This window comes from Chryseobacterium sp. 'Rf worker isolate 10' (genome assembly GCF_050753305.1).
Taxonomy (GTDB): Bacteria; Bacteroidota; Bacteroidia; order Flavobacteriales; family Weeksellaceae; genus Chryseobacterium.
In genome coordinates this window covers 149,094-165,491 of the sequence record NZ_JBOZOF010000003.1, presented here as the reverse complement: position 1 = coordinate 165,491, position 16,398 = coordinate 149,094, and the positions used below count along the sequence as shown (strand labels likewise).

The following is a 16,398-nucleotide window of genomic DNA, read 5'->3' as shown; positions in this document are numbered from 1 at the left end:
CAAATATCAATGGATTTTAAAATATAAAAGTCTCTCAAAAGTCTTTTTTGGTTTGATAAAAATCTTAAATTAGTCTTATAAAATACATGCCATGAAAAAGGAAGATATTCTGCATCTTGAAAAGCTTATGACTTTCTTAAGCCGTCAGTTTTTAAAAAAAAACCATTGGGAAGATGTTACAAAAACTGAATGGTCTTATATCAGTTCTGAACTGAATGAGCTGATTATCAACGATCATTCTGAGAAAGAGATCAAAAAAGAACCTGATCTTCTGGGGAACAATTATCTTTATGAACACCTTATTATCAATAAACTAAAGAAATTCAAGCAAAATGAAAATGCAGTTCTGAGTAGACCCAATCTCGCTAAACTAAGCCAGATTGTCAAAGTCCTGGGGTATTCAAATTATATAGATTTCATTAATTCCAATACAGAATCATTCAATTTTAATGATCTTAGAATTGACATGAATAATGTAACCCTGAATACATCTCTTTTAGATCGTCTGGTGGGCTGCTGGTATTCTTATAACAGAAATCTACCGGATAATCCTTTAATGGCAAAAGAAGACCGTATATGGCGTTCTGCAATGGAAATTTATAAATCCGAAACTTCAGGAGAATATTTTATTGAAAGAAGCGGTGGTGATCATCATAAGTATTTTGGCAAAGTAACCGCCTATTCGGATTATGTTTTTATTATTATGAACAGCAATACTTTTATCCGTCAGAGACATTTTATTTCAAGAATAAAAGATATTAAAGAAAAACTTAAAAACCCAGACTATAAACTCCACGAAATCCACTTCATAAGCACCTGCATCAGTTTCAATCAGGAGCCGATTGCCTTGTTTGAAATCTTCAGAAAAGCAGAGAGAAAAAACTTTATTTCAGATTCTATCAGCTTCCCGATTGATAGTGATGAGATTCCTGAATCTATTATTAAACAACTTGAAGACACTGAATCTAACCGTATTGATTACAGGTAGTTATATTAATTAAAATAGATATTAGATATTAAAGGATCATAGGTAATTATATCATTATGAAAAACACACGTTCCGGGATCTGTGTATTTCTCCTATGCCTAGAATATATTTAAGCCTTAAAAATCAGTCAATTACTGCAATAATTCTCTAACTTGATAGTTCTAAATATGAACCCTTCAATCATCTTGCTATGGAATATTATGAATTGTATGAAGTTTTGAAAAGTCATTTTGATTCCGGAAAAGGCAGGGTTGAAATCAAAGAACTGAATGTTACTATTGAATCAATTCCTTTTGAGTCTAAGGTTTCAGATCTGCTTTACGGCTCAGAACACCAGCATTGCAGCAAACATCAGCAACCACTCGGAATTAATGAAAAGGGCTACCTCTTTTACAGCCAGCCAGCTGTAGACATCAAGGATTTTGATATTGAATGCAATAAAAAGTTTGAATATCATATTCTGAAGCGGGCAGATGTAGAAACAGTTGACGGAGCTCTGTTTTTTTTCCACGGACTGAATGAAAAGAAATGGGATAAATACCTGCCATGGGCATATGAACTGGCCCAAAGAACACAAAAAGCCATTATCTTGTTCCCTATTGCCTTTCACATGGACCGTGCCGATCCGATCTGGAGTGACCGTCATCACATGATGGAAGTGGTGAGCTACAGAAAAAAAAGTATCCGGAAAATATGAATTACTCCTATGTGAATGCTGCGATAAGTTCAAGATTGGAGGCACATCCTCAGAGAATTTTCTGGTCCGGGCTGCAGACTTATTGTGATATCACGGAAGTGGTAAAGGATATTAAAAATGGCAAAATAAAGAGTATTTCTAAAGAAGCAAGTTTGGATTTATTTGGATATTCTATTGGAGCATTCCTTTCGCTGATTATCAAAATGGCAGATCCTCATCATTATTTTACCCAATCTAAAGTGTTCTGTTTTTGTGGAGGAATGACTATCGACAGGATGTTTCCGGTTTCAAAATACATCATGGATACTCAGGCAACGGTTAAAATGCAGTCTGTCTTTACGGAACTGTTAAGTTCTGATTTCAAATCAGATCCCCGTTTGAAACATTATCAGAATGAAGAACTGCATCCACAGGAAAGCTGGTTCAAAAAAATGCTCCGATATAATTATTTTCAAAAAGAAAGGGAAGAAAGAATTTATGAAATTCAGTCTCAGATCAAAGCTTATGTACTGGAAAAAGACCGTGTTGCTCCTCCAATAGAAGCATTAAATACATTACAGGGAGGCTACAGAAATATCAATGTAGATATTGAAATCAGGGATTTTCCGTTTGAATATTCCCATATGGTTCCGTTTCCACTTACTCATAAACATAAGAAAGAAGTTACGGAAGCCTTTCAGCAGTTTGTACAATCTGCCACTGACTTTTATAATACCTGATATTATTTTCAGTTATAAAAGAGGGAAAGAAATAATTTAAAAATCAATAATATAAGATCCATGGTGTTAGTTTTTTGAGTTATGAGGAAGTATACAATCAGGAATAATCATGATCCGATATCTTCCTTATTGATCAACTGACGAGCCAGTCTTTGAAATCTTTCACACGGTCTCTGCTTACCGTAATTTCCTCTTCCGGCTGAAATTCCAGCTCCACTTTGTAATAAGGTGAAGTATGGATGTTTTTGATATAATCTGAGCTTATGATAAACTGTCTGTTTACACGGAAAAACTTTTTCTCATCCAGAACATCTTCCAGCTCATCCAACGTAAAATCTGACGGATAAGTACGGTCTTCCGTCTGAAGGTAGACGATTTTATTCTCACTGAAAAAACAGCTTATTTCAGGAGTCTGTATGATTTTAAGATTATACCCTATTTTAACCAAAATCCTTGAAAGTGTGGATTTTTCTTTTCTGATCAGCTGCTTGATATCCTGAGAACCGTTCGTATCGTTAGCAGGAATGAAAGATTTAAACTTCTCCACTGCTCTTTCGAGATCTTCGTCCAAAATAGGTTTTAAAAGATAATCAATACTGTTCAGCTTAAAGGCTTTCAGTGTATACTGATCAAAGGCTGTCGTATAGATAATAAAACCTTTTGTAGGCACTTTCTCAAAGATATCAAAAGACAATCCGTCACCTAAAACAATATCAGAAAAGATCAGTTGCGGATGCTCGTTTTCGGAAAACCAGGCCACGCCTTCTTCTACAGACTCTATTTTTGCAACTACTTCTATTTCAGGAAAATTACTCAGCATTCTTTCTAATTTCCTTGAAGCAGGTTTTTCGTCTTCTATAATGACAGTTTTGATCATTGAGCTTTAATTTTGGTTTTCAGATTTTGGGAAATAAAGTTAAATAAAAGCGGACGGATTTTAATAATCTATTGGCTTTTTCTCTTTTCTGAGTTCTTTTTCAATCATGTTTCTTTCCCATTCTGAATCAAAAAGAAACAATTTTATAGCTTTGATAAGGATAATAAATCCCCAGATTCCAAGGATGGTATATCTGTCAAATAATCTAAAGTGAACGATCTTTTCGCCAAAAATATCATCAGGAATGATAAGAACAGCAAAGATGGCAAATATAAAAAGGCTTTTATAGAATTTTTTGATGTTACGGGTTCTTGTGCAGGCTGTTTCGTAGTCCATGATCGTGTATGTTTTTTTAGTTATGATTATTACTTAAAATGTTTTTATTTTCTGTTTTTCTTCTTTCTCCATCAGTTCTTTTATTTTTCTTTCCTCCCAGCTTTTTCCAATTCCAAATACACTTATTGCATGAAATGTAATTCCGACTCCCCATCCTAGTGCAGGCCATAAAAACCACAGGTATCCAGGGGCAGTCACAAGGTTCAATATGGCTAAAAATGGAATGACTACACAATAAGAAGTAAGGTTTCCATAAAACTCTTTTAATTCTTTTACTCTTCTTGAAGCTTTTCTGTAAGCAATCGTCTCTTTATTTGGTAAAATTTCCATAATGTTTTTGTTTTTAAAAGGTTAATTTGTTTTTTCTTGAATCAAAGATAGCTCAGGAAAAGGGCGTCAATCAATTTTATATTACCGAATGGTAGATTATGCTATCCGAATCGTAAAAACGTGTCATTAATAGATAAATGGGATCAGTTTCTTGGTGCCTTTTCTGTATTCAAGGTACTCATCTCCGAACTGTTCTATCAAAGCCTGCTCTTCCACCTTAATTCTGTACGCAAAAGCTAAAAACGGAGGCATAAAAGCGAAGATTAATGACAGCCAATTATTCAAATACAAACCAAGGCCTAGAGAGGTAAGTAAAGAAAAAGCGTAAGAAGGATGTCTCAGGTATTTATAAAACCCTTCTTTTTTGATTTTATGATCCTGCCTGATGGTAACATCTACCGTAAAATATTTCCCCAATGATCTGATGATGATGTATCTGAAAACAATGCCGGTAAGGATTAAAAACTCTCCCAGATAAAGAATCCAGCTGCTTTCAGCAATCGGAAAATGAATTTTATAAGATATGAAAATTGAGCTTACGATAGAAAAAGGAATGGCAAGCCATAGGATATTCAGAGTAGATTTATCTTTATTCTTTTGATCTTCTTTGCCGGATTTCAGCATGTTTTTATAAAGAAATTCACTGAGAAACCAGGCGGCCATTGAAATGTAAAACAGCGTTGATAAGGTGTTCATTTTTTCAGTACGTTTTTAAGCTTAAAAGTGTTTTAAAAAAGGGAGTTCCTTTTAATGATCTTTCTGTTTATCCATCAGTTCCTTAATCTTTTTGTCTTCCCATTTTCTGATAAAATTAACACGAGGCAGAAAAACCGTAACAGCATGTGCTGCCAATCCTATTCCCCAGAAAGTGGCTGTAAAAAAATTTTTAAACTGAAAATAGCTTTCCCCGGGTTTCAGATGCATGCAATTGTACACCACAATCATTGCATTCACGGCAACATAAGCAAATAAATGTCCGTAAAACCCACGCAGTCTTTCTACCTGCCTTCTGGCACGTTGATAGTCAATATCGTTTTCGTCAAATCTTTCCATCACGTTATTTCTTTTGTTTGTTCATAATTTCACGAATTTTCTTTTCCTGCCACGAATCTCCTACTCCAAAAACCTGAAAGGCATGGGAAGCAACCCCAATTCCCCATCCAAGCACCGGAAACCAGAACCATTGATTTCTGCTGCTCGTAAAGAGGTTGATAAAGATTAAAAAGGAACACACCGTGCAGTAAGAAATCAGATTTTTATAGAATCCCTTGATCTCTTTTACTCTCTTTTGAGCTCTTTTGTAAGCTTCAGACTCATCTTCAGGTTTTGCACTGGAAACATGCGGCTTAGCTAAAAGCATCGGCAGTTTCACTTTAAAATGATCTTCAGATTTTTCTATAAATACATTTCGTTCCGTAAGCAGAGAATAGCGCTGTACAATATTAGCAAGACCAATACCTGAGCTTTCTTTAATCTGCTCTCTTACCTGAAGGTTATTTTCTATGCAGAGTGTATTTCCGTCTGAAAAAATTCTGATGATTAAAGGTTTTGATGATGTTGCAAAATTGTGTTTTATACAATTCTCCAACAAAAGCTGCAGCGCCAATGGAACTACATATTTCTGATAGTCTTCTTTAGCAACATCAAAAGTAAAATCTACACTGTCTTCAAACCTTGTTTTCAAAAGATCACAATAGGTTTTAGCAAATTCTATTTCGTCTTCCACCGTTACCAGTTCTTTATCTTTTTGTTCAAGTACATACCGGTAAATCTTTGACATTGAAGCCGTAAACTTTTGAGCCTGTTGTGGGTTTTCATCAATCAGGGAGCTTAAAACATTCAATGAATTGAAAAGGAAATGAGGATCCAGCTGATTCTTTAAACTTTCAAACTGGGCGTTTGCCGATTTGGCGATAAGCTTCTGCTCTACTACTTCTTTTCTGGAAGTCTTCTTCAGTTCTTCCATGAAACTTTTAGCATGAAGAAAAGCCGAAATCAACAGGGCAATATTGATCATAAACCAATTGGTTGTGCCATATTTTGAGGAAAAGAATTCTTCTGTAGTCGCCGTTTCCTGTATGACAACATAGTTCATATAATTACAGAAATAGACCAGAATAAAATTCCCGATGATAATGGAAATGATACTTAAAATCGCTCTCGTCCGTGTTGCTTCAGACCAGGGAAATTTCCTGTTGAGAAATTCATTGATAAATCCGTTTCCAAATCCCAGAACAAAAGAATACATGGTTGAAAGGAGCAGCGTAATAAGAAAATTATGCAAAGTCCATTCATTAAAAAACAAAAAGAAAAACAAAGTGGTTCCTAATGATGTCCAAAGTAATATAATGAGGTATTTACGTTTCATGATCTTTTTCTTGACTCAAAATTAGTTTTTATTAAAGGTATCAAAAATTAATTCTTACCGAAGGGCTTATTTTCATCCCTGAATGGTATGAAAAAACCTTCACGAATGAAGGTTGATTTTTAGTGAAATATAGATAAAATTATTTCGCTTTTTCTGTTGGCAAGCTTAAGAAATACTCTGCTTCTCCTCTACCCCAGTTCGGATCTAACGCCGTTTTTGGTTTGTATGCCTTAAATTTTGCCTGAGCATCTTTAAACATTTCCAGCCCTTTTGTTTTGCTTCCTCCGTATTGTTCAGGAGTAAAATAGACATCTTCTGCTTTGATAAGCGCTATTCTCGGGTTTGTAGGATCTAGTTTTTCCGCAGAATTCATTTCCTCAGCAGCTCTTGCCCCGTCTGTCATATAGCGTTGTGCAGGATTCACCATCATTCTCAGAGAATAAGACATTTTTCTCAACAGATGAATTTCTGCATTATCTGCTCCGGCAAGATTCTGAGCCATAGACAGATGTTTCTCAGCCTGATCTGCAATGACATCCAATTCCTGCATTTTTCCGTCTCGCATCAGTGTTCTTCCTTTTTGGATATAAGAAAATGCTGCATAGTATGCCGGAAGCCATTTTGTACTTTCTTTGCTTCCTATTCTCTGAAAATCATTGGCCAAAGCCTGGAAGTCTTCAGATGTTTTGCAGGTTTCTATTTTTGCAATTTTTTCAGTCATTATTTTGTCATAATCTGCTTGTGCAAAAGCTGTTAAGCTCACAAAAGCTAAAGCAAAGCTTAAAAGGTATTTTTTCATATTATCAAATTTTAAAAGTTAGTTGTATTGTTTGTCCTAAGATATGTTTTTTATAAATTATTATTGATGGCATCATCCGTTTTATCTACTCCAAAACTTATAAATGCTCCTATGAACACAAAAGTATTGACTGGCGGAACGACTGCAGAACTTCTGGAACCATCGGCTGAGAAATTATAACCATATACATTCTTTGATCCCAAAATATTACTGACACTCAATACAAATACAGGAAAAGCTTTCGCATTTTTTTTACCGATATTCGGGAGATAATTAACACTGAAGTTCAATGCATTGTAATCTTTTAATCTTCCTTCGTTTCGGGTATAATTGATAGCTTCCCCATTTTCAATTTTGGAAGCAATGTCGTAATAAGGACGCCCTTTTGCATAAGTATAAGATAAGTTTACCCCAAGTTTCCATTCCGGAATAAATCTTTTTGCCACTGCTGAAAGCGTGTGCTGAGCAGCAAAACTTGGCTGCAGGCTTACAGGATAATTCAGGAAATCTCTTTTTGAATCCAGATAAGAGTAGCTGATCCAATAGTCTATATTTTCAAATGTTTTTTTATTATCTCTCCAGAAAAACTCCAGTCCTTTTGCATATCCATATCCGCTGTTGTTCAAAGCCGCCTGAATCTGCTGATTTTGTTCTTTATCCTGAGTAACATTAAATGTTTTGATCAGCTGGTCATATTTTTTATAAAACGCCTCAAAACGTAATGTTCTGCCTTCTGAAGCTCTCTGAACCTGAAAAATATAATGCTGGGATTTCTGGAAACCAAGATTGGCGGGCCCATTGATGTATTTACTTTCCGGATTCTGATAGAAAAGGCCGTATGCCAGTGAAGTTGTCCAGTCTTTTGCAAGGCGGTAGGCAATAGCAAAACGAGGGGCAATATTGTTTTTTCCTAAAAAAGAAGAGTGCTCTGCTCTTACTCCAATTTTTGCAGACAATGCATTACTGAATCCAAGATCAGTTTCCACAAAAGCAGAAGAAATTAAATCCTTATAATGTTTCTGTACTGCTTCAAAGTTCAGGTTTTCATCGGTATTATTCAATTCAATTCCTCCTCTTACCGCACTGATTCTGTTGATTTTTCTTTCAACAACGGCTTTAAAATTCAGATAATTTCCATCAGTCAGAAGCTGGCTTCTGTTGGATTCAATATCATTGGTTTCTGTAGAAAAATGAAGATCCGACCTATTGTAGGAGTAAGAACCGCCTACATTCAGAAGGTATTTTCCGAATTTCTGTTTAAAGGAAAGATTATGAAATGTATTTTTGCCGTTAAGTTTGACCAGGCTGAAATCATATCCGGGTTCAAGGCTTTCTGATCTTACTCCCATTTTATTAGAATTAAACATTCCGTAATATTTGAAGAAGCCTCCTGATTTTGTTTTAAACCTGAAATTCAGATCCCCATTAAGCCCTTGTGGCGCTTCAACAAAATCTGTATTAAAATTAAAGACTTTCTGCATCAGACTTAAAAGAGAATAGCCCGCTGTAGCTCCGTAGGAATAGTTTTTATTATCTCCAAGCTTCTGAAATCCGGCATTAACGAAAATAGGTGATATTCCAATATTATAAGAACTTTCATCAGGAAGATCAACACTTTCCAGCATCAATGCTCCAGAAAGAGCCTGCCCATACAATGCAGAATAGCCGCCACTTGAAAAGATATTTCCTTTAAAAAGAGAAGTATTGAACTGGTCTCTCCCTGCAATTCCCGGAACAGAATTAGAAAAATAATTATTGATAAGACTTCCGTCCATAAAGATTTTAGATTCCGTTCCGGTACCTCCACGGATGAACAATCCTTCGGTTCCTCCTACTTTCTGAACTCCCGGAAGGTAGGTTAATGCTGAAGAAATCTGTCCGTCTGCACCTGCTGTTGTATAAATATCAATCGGGCTAAGTAATGCTGTTGCTCTTTTCTTATCGCTGGCTTCAATAGATCCTGCAGAAACTACTACGACATCAATCTCGCTGATCTGTTCTTTAAGATCTACACTCAAAGAAACATCTTGATTCTCAATAGTAACTGTCCTTTCAATATTTTCATATTTGGGATGGGTAAAAGTTATGACGTGAGCTCCTTTTTCTGAAGTTTCGAATGTAAAATTACCCTGAGCATCTGTTGTAGTACCATCATAAGTATCTTTCAGCGTCACGTTTACTTCCGCTACTCCTTTATTTTTGAAGGAAACTTTTCCCGATATTTTCACCTGGGAATATCCCATTATGGAAGTGAGAAGGAGAATCAGGAACAGTATGTTTTGTCCTTGTGTTTTCATTTTTATTGTTTTCTGGATCAAAAGTAGCACAAGAAATGCCCTTCTGTAAAAAAATTATTACCGAAAGGCATTCTTTTGCTACCGAATGGTAATTAATGAATCGGAATGCAAAAATCCACGATCATCTTTCCTTCCGGGTGTTCTTTAAAATTGGTGTGATAGATCTCATAGGGGAAGGTTCTTCTTGTAGAATAGTGGTTTTCATTCATCCATAAAAACAAAGAAACCCAGCACTGTTCAAAGTCGTTGAGGGTAACTTCACCGCTTCCAACAATGTATTTTCCACCATCTATAGTTTCGGGAAATACTTCTCCCTCCTGCTGTTTCAGTTTTTCATTCAAAAGCATACACGCATGAATTCTTACTTTGTCAAGAGGTGTTATTTTGCAGCTGTCGTGATATACAGAAATCATTTTAACATTCTCCCGAGGAAACAGGTTTTTCTTTTTCGCCCAGTCAATCAAGATGTTGAAAGAAGGTTCTACATTAGCCATTCCAAGGCTCATTACGGATGCCAGATTCATTTCAGGCATTTCTTTTACTTCGATTTTTAAATTCATATTGGTCCAGTTTAACAGGTTTTCAATATTGCAAATGTATTGGCTGAAAACTGTATCAACTTGTCCGTTCTTGCTTTGTGTTTGTAAAATCTTGTGAAATTTTTCCGGAGCTGATCTGCGAAATTCTGTAGGTGCAAGACCGTAATATTTTTTGAATGTTTTGCAGAAAGCTGAGTGGTTTGAAAATCCAAGATTCCAATAGATTTCTTTGATCTCCATGCTTTTATGCATCGCCAGATGAAGAGCACTTTTTTCTATTTTCTTCCTGATAATATAATTCTGAAGAGTTTCTCCCGTAACCAGCTTAAATATCCTGTGGAAATGAAATGGTGAATAGGCACTCACCTCTGAAACTTTCTCCAGAGACAAATTTCCATCAATATGATTATCAATATATTGAATTGTTTTTACAATCCGTTTTTTATACTTTTCCACTTCAAAGTTGTTAATTTACAAAGATATTTTTCCGGATCCGGATTCTGTTGTCTTTTATTGCGATTATCAAAAATCCGGTTTATTTTTTACTAAAGATTTATACTTCAAAATATTTAAAAATAAGGGATACTTCTTTAATTTTCTGATCTGAAGAGGCTATATAACTATGGTAATCTTCATGAATAAAAATCTCTCTGGTAAAGAAACTTTCACCTTCAATCGTACACTCGTCTTTTATGACTTCAAAAGTATCCAAAGGAAGCATCATTCCTGCTCCATGGGCTTTTATGACGGCTTCTTTTCTCGTCCAATAGGTAAAGAATCCTTTTGTTTTATTATCAGAGTTATCAATTTCCTGAAATTCATAATTCGTCATTTGAAATTTAAAATCAAGATAACTGACCTTAGGATCGTTAAATTCTATATCTATTCCCAAAGCATATTCTGCAATAGCACAAACTACAAGATCTTTAGAATGCGAGATATTAAAATGAAGATGATGGCCTTTTAAATAAGGTTTTTTGTTGGGAAGAACCCCCGTTTCTGCTTCAGAGATGTTGTAGCGGGTTCTCAATCCATATTGTAAAAGAACTTTCCCCAGCAAAGAAAGCTGTGCATCCTGCCATCTTCTGTATCTCAGAATATCCTGTTGGGCTTCCTGAGAAAATGCAGGCAGGTATTTGTCTAATAGAAACTCATGTTTTTCTTTACTGATGAATGTATATAGAATAATCATTTTCTTTTTTTCTGCCGAAATGCCGGATTTACAAGTTACTTTCTGAAGACTAAAATAAGCTTTTTTCCTCTCTTTCTAAAGAAGTTAGACTCCTTGTCCAGGTTTAAAAATTAAAGGCTAAAAGCAGGTGAATTGCAGTTATTATTTACACTATCTTTTTAAAAAAGACTGGGATCATAAAGCGCTTTGGAAAATCTTTTTTAAATTTATCGTAAAATCACTATAAATCATTTAAAAAATGAAAGTACAAACATTAGCATTATTGGCGGGATTTGCATTTTTAGCAGTTTCATGCGGAACAACAAAAATGTACTCCGTAAATGCCAAAAGCGGAACACAGACAGGAGGAACAGCAAAGTTTACTCAAAACGGAAATGAGGTAACGATGAAGCTGGATATCACCAACCTTACTCCTGGAATTCATGCAGTACACATTCATGAAAAAGGAGACTGCTCTGCAGCAGACGGAACTTCTACCGGAGGCCACTGGAATCCTTCCAAGAATGATCATGGTAAGTGGGGTGCTGAACATTTCCATATGGGAGATATAGGAAACCTGGTTGCTGATCAGAGCGGAACGGCAACATTGACTTTCAAGACAGACAAATGGTGTCTGGGCTGTACAGATGAGTCTAAAAACATCATCGGAAAAGGTCTTATTGTACATGCTGCAGCTGATGACTTCCATACCCAGCCTACCGGAAATGCCGGAGGAAGAGTGGGATGTGTAGAAATTAAATAATCCTTATTTATTCAATAAAAAAACCGCTAATTTTCATTAGCGGTTTTTTTATGTTTAGGATTTAGCTCCCATATCTGATACAATATTCATTGCTTCCTGCAGGTAAAGATCTTTTTTCAGATTCTTGATCCACATTTCAGATTTTTTCTTGAAAGCTTCATCTTTTTTCTCTCTTTCAATTTCACTTGGATACATCATAAACTGAAGTCCGTTCTCAAATTTTGTCAAAGCCTTGAACTTTTCAATCTGAGATTTTCTGTTCTTCATCAGCTCATTAAACTTGTTTATATTCAAAGTGATATTTTCTTCTTTATCCAATTTCTCTCTCCATTGAGCAGATTCTAATAACAACTGATAATTGCTGTTTTTAGCCATTCTTCCTGCACTTGCTTTCTCAAGAGCCTGAATATTGAAATAATTCAGTTTTTGGAATTTTGTAGATGGAATTTTATCCCACGCTAAGGCATAATCGTCGTATCTCTCTCCTACTTCAGCATACGTAAAGAAGTCTTTCATCTGAATATCAGAAACGATCCCTTTTCTTTGTGTAGATTCTCCGGTAATCCTGTAGAATTTCTGAATAGTCAGTTTTAAAGATCCGAAATCATCTTCTGTGTTCAGGAATCTGTTCAGATCAACAAAAGTCTGCACGGTTCCTTTTCCGAAAGATTGCGGAGATCCGATGATCATTGCTCTTCCGTAATCCTGCATTACTCCGGCAAGGATTTCAGAAGCAGAAGCCGAAAGTTCATTTTGCATAATGACAAGCGGGCCTGTCCAGATCGGAGCTTCATTTTTATTCTTAAGCGTCTGTATTTTTCCGTTTCCGTCTTTTACCTGAACGTAAGGACCAGCTTCCATGAAAAGCCCCATAATATCTCCCACTTCAGTTAATGAACCACCTCCGTTATTTCTAAGATCAAGAATGATTCCTTCAATATTCTGTTCTTTTAGTTTAATGATTTCATTTTTGATGTCATCAGAAGCGTTTCTTCCTTTGGCATTTTCAAAATCAGCATTAAAGCTTGGAAGGTTGATGAAACCATATTTTTTACCATTTGGAGTATTCACTACAATACTTCTTGCGAAAGTATCTTCAATAGCTACCTCTTCACGGATCATTGTTACATCTTTGATAGTACCGTCTTTTTTCTGAACAGTTAATGTAACAGGTGTTCCTTTCTCTCCTCTGATCAGTCGTACAGCTTCATCAGAAAGCATTCCCACCACGTTTACAGCATCTTCTTTCGGTTTAGATCTTACTTTCAGGATTTTATCTCCCTCTGAGAGCTGCTTAGACTTCCATGCCGGTGCACCTATTGTAAGAGCTCCTAAGTAGAGGTTTCCTTTTTTCTCCTGGATTAATGCTCCGATACCAATTACTTTTCCAGTAAACTGGGTATCAAAATCTTCTTTATCTTTTGGAGAGTAATAGTTGGTATGTGGATCGAACACTTCTGTATAGGCATTCATATACACTGTAAACCAGTCCATTTTCTTTCTCTTTTTGAATCGGGTAAAGGTATCTTTTACGAGATCTTTTACTTCATCAGTAGCTTTTTTGATCTTTTCATCCTGAGTAAGAACCTTAAGCTTAATAGTATCTTTCAGTTTATACTTCTGAACAGAGTCTTTCTTTTCTTTCTGAGCTTCTTCTTTACTGTTCATCGATTCAACTTCCTGAAGAATATTGTATTTGATGAATTTTTTCCACTCGTTATACTGTTCCTGCTTATTGGCAGGTACTTTTTTAAGTTTTGGTTCTAGGGTAAGCGTTTCGTCTTCCTGAAGATTAATCGGCTTGCTGAAAATATCCTGAGTGATTTTATCAATCTCGTCTACTCTCTGGTATAGCCTGTCAATCGTAAGTTTATAGAATGTAAGATCTCCCTGGCTGATATAATCATCAAGCTTTGTTTCATGCTTGTTGAATTCATCCATGTCAGATTGCAGGAAATATCTTTTTGCAGGGTCTACCAATTCGAAATAATGCTTATAAACGTCCTTCGAATAGGCATCATTGATAGTCTTTGGGCTATAATGCAGATAAGAAAGTGTATTTTTTACGCTCACCATGATCGTCTGCATCTTTTCATCGTCATTCTTTGGCGAGTTGAAACAAAACATCAGACTGGTTAATGGAATAAGAAGTAAAAATTTATTCAGTTTGAAATTTTTCCACATAAACTGTCTTTATTTATTAATTTTTAAATAAGTATAGTAATTAGTAGCAGTAAGCTTGGTACTGTTACAAATGATCAAATTTAATACCTTATTTGCAATTATCAGACAGTTTTAAATATTTTTTTATTAAAGGAATACAATTTCTGTTCATATAGAGATAATCTAACACAAAAAAGCTTGATCAGAAACATCATTCTCTTTTTACATCTGTAATTGGATAAGAAAAATATACGCACTAAAACTTTATAATAAAATAAAAGTATAAGACATGAATATGATATTTTAAAAAAAACATTCTTATTTAATACTTCATTGTTATTAAAATTTATAAAAATTGGGACCAGATTTAAAAGGAAAATACTTTTTTCAAAATTTATCCCTTGTCATAGATATAAAAACTCAAAACATTCAGTTTTATACAACTTTATAATATTGTAAATCTGATAATTATACAAATGTCGTACATGTGTAGTAGACATTATTTATCAAAAAGTAGTGATAAATAATTAGATTCACAGTCGAAAAGTTTGAGGACTCATAGGTCAAATTGATTTTGTATAACGATTCACTTCTTCCAAAAGTGAAATAATAAATACTAAAATATTTTTCCTCTTTACAGCCTGATAAACATTTCAAAAAACACATTTTTAAACTCATAAATATGAAAAAAAATTATTCAATTGTTGTAGCAATTGTTGCTTCAGCGATGCTTAATGCACAAGCCAGTGCTGTAGGCATAAACACTAGTACTCCAACAAACACATTAGACATTAATGGCACAGCTCGCGTAAGAACCTTATTTCCCAACACTTACGTTTCTGGCGTTGATAAAATAGTAGTTGCAGATGCAAACGGAGTATTAAAATCTGTTCCTGAAAGTGCTATTCCTGCCACTCGTTCATATGATATTTTATTTGATCTAAATTCTTTAGGAATTGCTGCTATTGATGATGCTGACACCAGTGCAAGCAATGTCAGAACTCCCATTGAAATTCAAAGTAAGACTATAACCCTTGCGAAGGATGCCTTGGTGCAAATTAATTTTTCTATTCCTCTTAATAAGATTTATGAACATGGTACTTCCCTACCTCCAAAAGATGGAAGAATCAAAATGCTTAGAACCAATTTGGTTGTGGATGGTAACATCGTTACAAAATCAACAAACACCGTTACGAATTATGTAAACCCTGATGAGCCTACTCCACCTCCTGCTTTAACTGGTGTTTTTTATAACACGGGCAGTTTCTTCATCAATCTAACTGCAGGAACCCATACGATTAAAGTGGAAGGCACATGCAACCCATATATATCCTGTGAACAGGGAGGTAATATATCAGGATCCCGATTTCAGGCTGTAGCCTTTTATCAATAATTTTTTTTACAAAAAATATTTTAACCTTAATTTTTAAATTAAATTCACGATGAAAAAAACAATTTTGGCAGGTTTATTACTTGCAACATTTAGCACTTCGTCACTTATGAGTGCAAACACAAAAGAACTTAGAACTAATGCTAACAGTGAAAAAACACTATGCTGTTGGTTTAAAGTTTGTTACGAGACCAAACAAGAAGGTTCTTGTACAGTTACTTATAAAGTTGTAACTAAGTATTTTCTTTGCTGCCCATTAGGGACTACCAGAACAGTTTCTTCAAAAAGTTGCACTTCTACTACTATTCCTACCAATCCAGGAAATCCTGGGAACCCTGGTGGGGCAAATAGAACTGCAAAATAAAGTATTACTTATTTTAATTTTTAATTATTCCCTTCAGGTATAGCCTGAAGGGAGTTTTATTTATATTCAATAATTTAAAACAGATACCACAAAAATCAATTTTCACCCATAAGGGCATAAAATATGATAGTATTACCTTATACAAATTCAAAATATTAAGTCATGAAAAGTTTACTATGGTTAGTCGCAGTCATCTGCATAGTTGTTTGGCTATTAGGAATGTTGGGAATAGTTCCTGGAATTAGTACGGGTTATTTAATTCACATTTTACTGGTCATTGCCATTGTTGTTATTCTTTATAATATCATTTCCGGCAGAAAACCTCTTGATTAGTTTATTATTTTGTTAAACCACTTAAATCAAGACCGTCAGGCTTAGCAGGTGTGTTCGGGTAATAAAAAATTATGTATGTAAAGACACCTGCAAAGCTATGACGTAAATGTGATGAAGATATTAGTCTTTATTAATTTTTCTTCATTTCAGCTTCATGTTCTGAACTTTAAATTCATCTTACACTCTGCTTTCATCCTTATTTCATCGTCAAAATATTGGTGTATTAATTCTAAATACACTATACTTAATAATAAACCTCTGTTT

The 16,398-nt window shown here is 34.9% G+C and carries 16 protein-coding genes and 1 pseudogene; 6 read left to right on the top strand and 11 right to left on the bottom strand.

The annotated features are described in order from the left end of the window. Window positions 1-91 precede the first annotated feature (91 nt). Window positions 92-988 (top strand): hypothetical protein, encoded by an 897-nt coding sequence (locus LKL37_RS15095; RefSeq protein ID WP_431611344.1) that lies wholly within the window; start codon window positions 92-94, stop codon window positions 986-988. Between the two features lie 190 nt (window positions 989-1,178). Further along, window positions 1,179-2,404 (top strand): annotated as a pseudogene (locus tag LKL37_RS15090) (DUF6051 family protein). A 133-nt stretch (window positions 2,405-2,537) separates the two neighbouring features. Here LKL37_RS15090 and LKL37_RS15085 read toward each other — a convergent pair. The 10 genes from LKL37_RS15085 to LKL37_RS15040 all read right to left on the bottom strand — a co-directional run bounded on the left by LKL37_RS15085 (window position 2,538) and on the right by LKL37_RS15040 (window position 11,142). Next, window positions 2,538-3,281: a LytR/AlgR family response regulator transcription factor gene (locus LKL37_RS15085; RefSeq protein WP_431611343.1), complete on the bottom strand. Its 744-nt coding sequence runs from the start codon at window positions 3,279-3,281 to the stop codon at window positions 2,538-2,540. 60 nt (window positions 3,282-3,341) lie between these two features. Further along, window positions 3,342-3,617: a 2TM domain-containing protein gene (locus tag LKL37_RS15080; protein WP_431611342.1), complete on the bottom strand. Its 276-nt coding sequence runs from the start codon at window positions 3,615-3,617 to the stop codon at window positions 3,342-3,344. 33 nt (window positions 3,618-3,650) lie between these two features. Continuing rightward, window positions 3,651-3,947, bottom strand: coding sequence for a 2TM domain-containing protein (locus tag LKL37_RS15075; protein ID WP_431611341.1), 297 nt, complete (start codon window positions 3,945-3,947; stop codon window positions 3,651-3,653). Window positions 3,948-4,073: 126 nt separating this feature from the next. Then, window positions 4,074-4,643, bottom strand: coding sequence for a methyltransferase family protein (locus tag LKL37_RS15070; RefSeq protein WP_431611340.1), 570 nt, complete (start codon window positions 4,641-4,643; stop codon window positions 4,074-4,076). 51 nt (window positions 4,644-4,694) lie between these two features. Continuing rightward, window positions 4,695-5,000, bottom strand: a complete 306-nt coding sequence (locus tag LKL37_RS15065; protein WP_431611339.1) for a 2TM domain-containing protein — start codon at window positions 4,998-5,000, stop codon at window positions 4,695-4,697. A 4-nt stretch (window positions 5,001-5,004) separates the two neighbouring features. Next, complete coding sequence (locus LKL37_RS15060; protein ID WP_431611338.1) at window positions 5,005-6,315, bottom strand: 2TM domain-containing protein; 1,311 nt, start codon at window positions 6,313-6,315, stop codon at window positions 5,005-5,007. A 139-nt stretch (window positions 6,316-6,454) separates the two neighbouring features. Continuing rightward, window positions 6,455-7,114 (bottom strand): hypothetical protein, encoded by a 660-nt coding sequence (locus tag LKL37_RS15055; protein WP_431611337.1) that lies wholly within the window; start codon window positions 7,112-7,114, stop codon window positions 6,455-6,457. A 50-nt stretch (window positions 7,115-7,164) separates the two neighbouring features. Then, complete coding sequence (locus LKL37_RS15050) at window positions 7,165-9,411, bottom strand: TonB-dependent receptor (RefSeq protein WP_431611336.1); 2,247 nt, start codon at window positions 9,409-9,411, stop codon at window positions 7,165-7,167. Window positions 9,412-9,503: 92 nt separating this feature from the next. Beyond that, window positions 9,504-10,406 (bottom strand): AraC family transcriptional regulator, encoded by a 903-nt coding sequence (locus LKL37_RS15045; RefSeq protein ID WP_431611335.1) that lies wholly within the window; start codon window positions 10,404-10,406, stop codon window positions 9,504-9,506. 97 nt (window positions 10,407-10,503) lie between these two features. Beyond that, window positions 10,504-11,142, bottom strand: coding sequence for a 4'-phosphopantetheinyl transferase family protein (locus LKL37_RS15040; protein WP_431611334.1), 639 nt, complete (start codon window positions 11,140-11,142; stop codon window positions 10,504-10,506). 238 nt (window positions 11,143-11,380) lie between these two features. On the opposite strand from LKL37_RS15040, the gene LKL37_RS15035 reads away from it, so the two are divergent. Further along, complete coding sequence (locus tag LKL37_RS15035) at window positions 11,381-11,884, top strand: superoxide dismutase family protein (RefSeq protein WP_105700296.1); 504 nt, start codon at window positions 11,381-11,383, stop codon at window positions 11,882-11,884. Between the two features lie 54 nt (window positions 11,885-11,938). Here the strand turns inward: LKL37_RS15035 and LKL37_RS15030 are convergent, their stop codons facing one another. After that, a complete protein-coding gene (locus tag LKL37_RS15030; protein WP_431611333.1) occupies window positions 11,939-14,068 on the bottom strand; it encodes a carboxy terminal-processing peptidase in 2,130 nt (709 codons plus the stop codon). A 661-nt stretch (window positions 14,069-14,729) separates the two neighbouring features. Between LKL37_RS15030 and LKL37_RS15025 the strand changes: the two genes are divergently transcribed. The 3 genes from LKL37_RS15025 to LKL37_RS15015 all read left to right on the top strand — a co-directional run bounded on the left by LKL37_RS15025 (window position 14,730) and on the right by LKL37_RS15015 (window position 16,134). After that, window positions 14,730-15,440 carry a hypothetical protein gene (locus LKL37_RS15025; protein WP_431611332.1) on the top strand — a complete coding sequence of 237 codons (711 nt, stop codon included), beginning with the start codon at window positions 14,730-14,732 and terminating at the stop codon, window positions 15,438-15,440. Window positions 15,441-15,489: 49 nt separating this feature from the next. Further along, window positions 15,490-15,801, top strand: a complete 312-nt coding sequence (locus LKL37_RS15020; protein ID WP_431611331.1) for a hypothetical protein — start codon at window positions 15,490-15,492, stop codon at window positions 15,799-15,801. A 162-nt stretch (window positions 15,802-15,963) separates the two neighbouring features. Continuing rightward, window positions 15,964-16,134, top strand: coding sequence for a lmo0937 family membrane protein (locus LKL37_RS15015; protein WP_236852306.1), 171 nt, complete (start codon window positions 15,964-15,966; stop codon window positions 16,132-16,134). Window positions 16,135-16,398: the final 264 nt, after the last annotated feature.

Bases quoted from the DNA above. Each gene is read 5' to 3' on its own strand.
- LKL37_RS15055 (WP_431611337.1), bottom strand. From the start codon at position 7,114: ATGAAAAAATACCTTTTAAGCTTTGCTTTAGCTTTTGTGAGCTTAACA.
- LKL37_RS15095 (WP_431611344.1), top strand. From the start codon at position 92: ATGAAAAAGGAAGATATTCTGCATCTTGAAAAGCTTATGACTTTCTTA.
- LKL37_RS15070 (WP_431611340.1), bottom strand. From the start codon at position 4,643: ATGAACACCTTATCAACGCTGTTTTACATTTCAATGGCCGCCTGGTTT.
- LKL37_RS15075 (WP_431611341.1), bottom strand. From the start codon at position 3,947: ATGGAAATTTTACCAAATAAAGAGACGATTGCTTACAGAAAAGCTTCA.
- LKL37_RS15030 (WP_431611333.1), bottom strand. From the start codon at position 14,068: ATGTGGAAAAATTTCAAACTGAATAAATTTTTACTTCTTATTCCATTA.
- LKL37_RS15050 (WP_431611336.1), bottom strand. From the start codon at position 9,411: ATGAAAACACAAGGACAAAACATACTGTTCCTGATTCTCCTTCTCACT.
- LKL37_RS15025 (WP_431611332.1), top strand. From the start codon at position 14,730: ATGAAAAAAAATTATTCAATTGTTGTAGCAATTGTTGCTTCAGCGATG.
- LKL37_RS15015 (WP_236852306.1), top strand. From the start codon at position 15,964: ATGAAAAGTTTACTATGGTTAGTCGCAGTCATCTGCATAGTTGTTTGG.
- LKL37_RS15080 (WP_431611342.1), bottom strand. From the start codon at position 3,617: ATGGACTACGAAACAGCCTGCACAAGAACCCGTAACATCAAAAAATTC.
- LKL37_RS15085 (WP_431611343.1), bottom strand. From the start codon at position 3,281: ATGATCAAAACTGTCATTATAGAAGACGAAAAACCTGCTTCAAGGAAA.
- LKL37_RS15035 (WP_105700296.1), top strand. From the start codon at position 11,381: ATGAAAGTACAAACATTAGCATTATTGGCGGGATTTGCATTTTTAGCA.
- LKL37_RS15060 (WP_431611338.1), bottom strand. From the start codon at position 6,315: ATGAAACGTAAATACCTCATTATATTACTTTGGACATCATTAGGAACC.
- LKL37_RS15065 (WP_431611339.1), bottom strand. From the start codon at position 5,000: ATGGAAAGATTTGACGAAAACGATATTGACTATCAACGTGCCAGAAGG.
- LKL37_RS15040 (WP_431611334.1), bottom strand. From the start codon at position 11,142: ATGATTATTCTATATACATTCATCAGTAAAGAAAAACATGAGTTTCTA.
- LKL37_RS15020 (WP_431611331.1), top strand. From the start codon at position 15,490: ATGAAAAAAACAATTTTGGCAGGTTTATTACTTGCAACATTTAGCACT.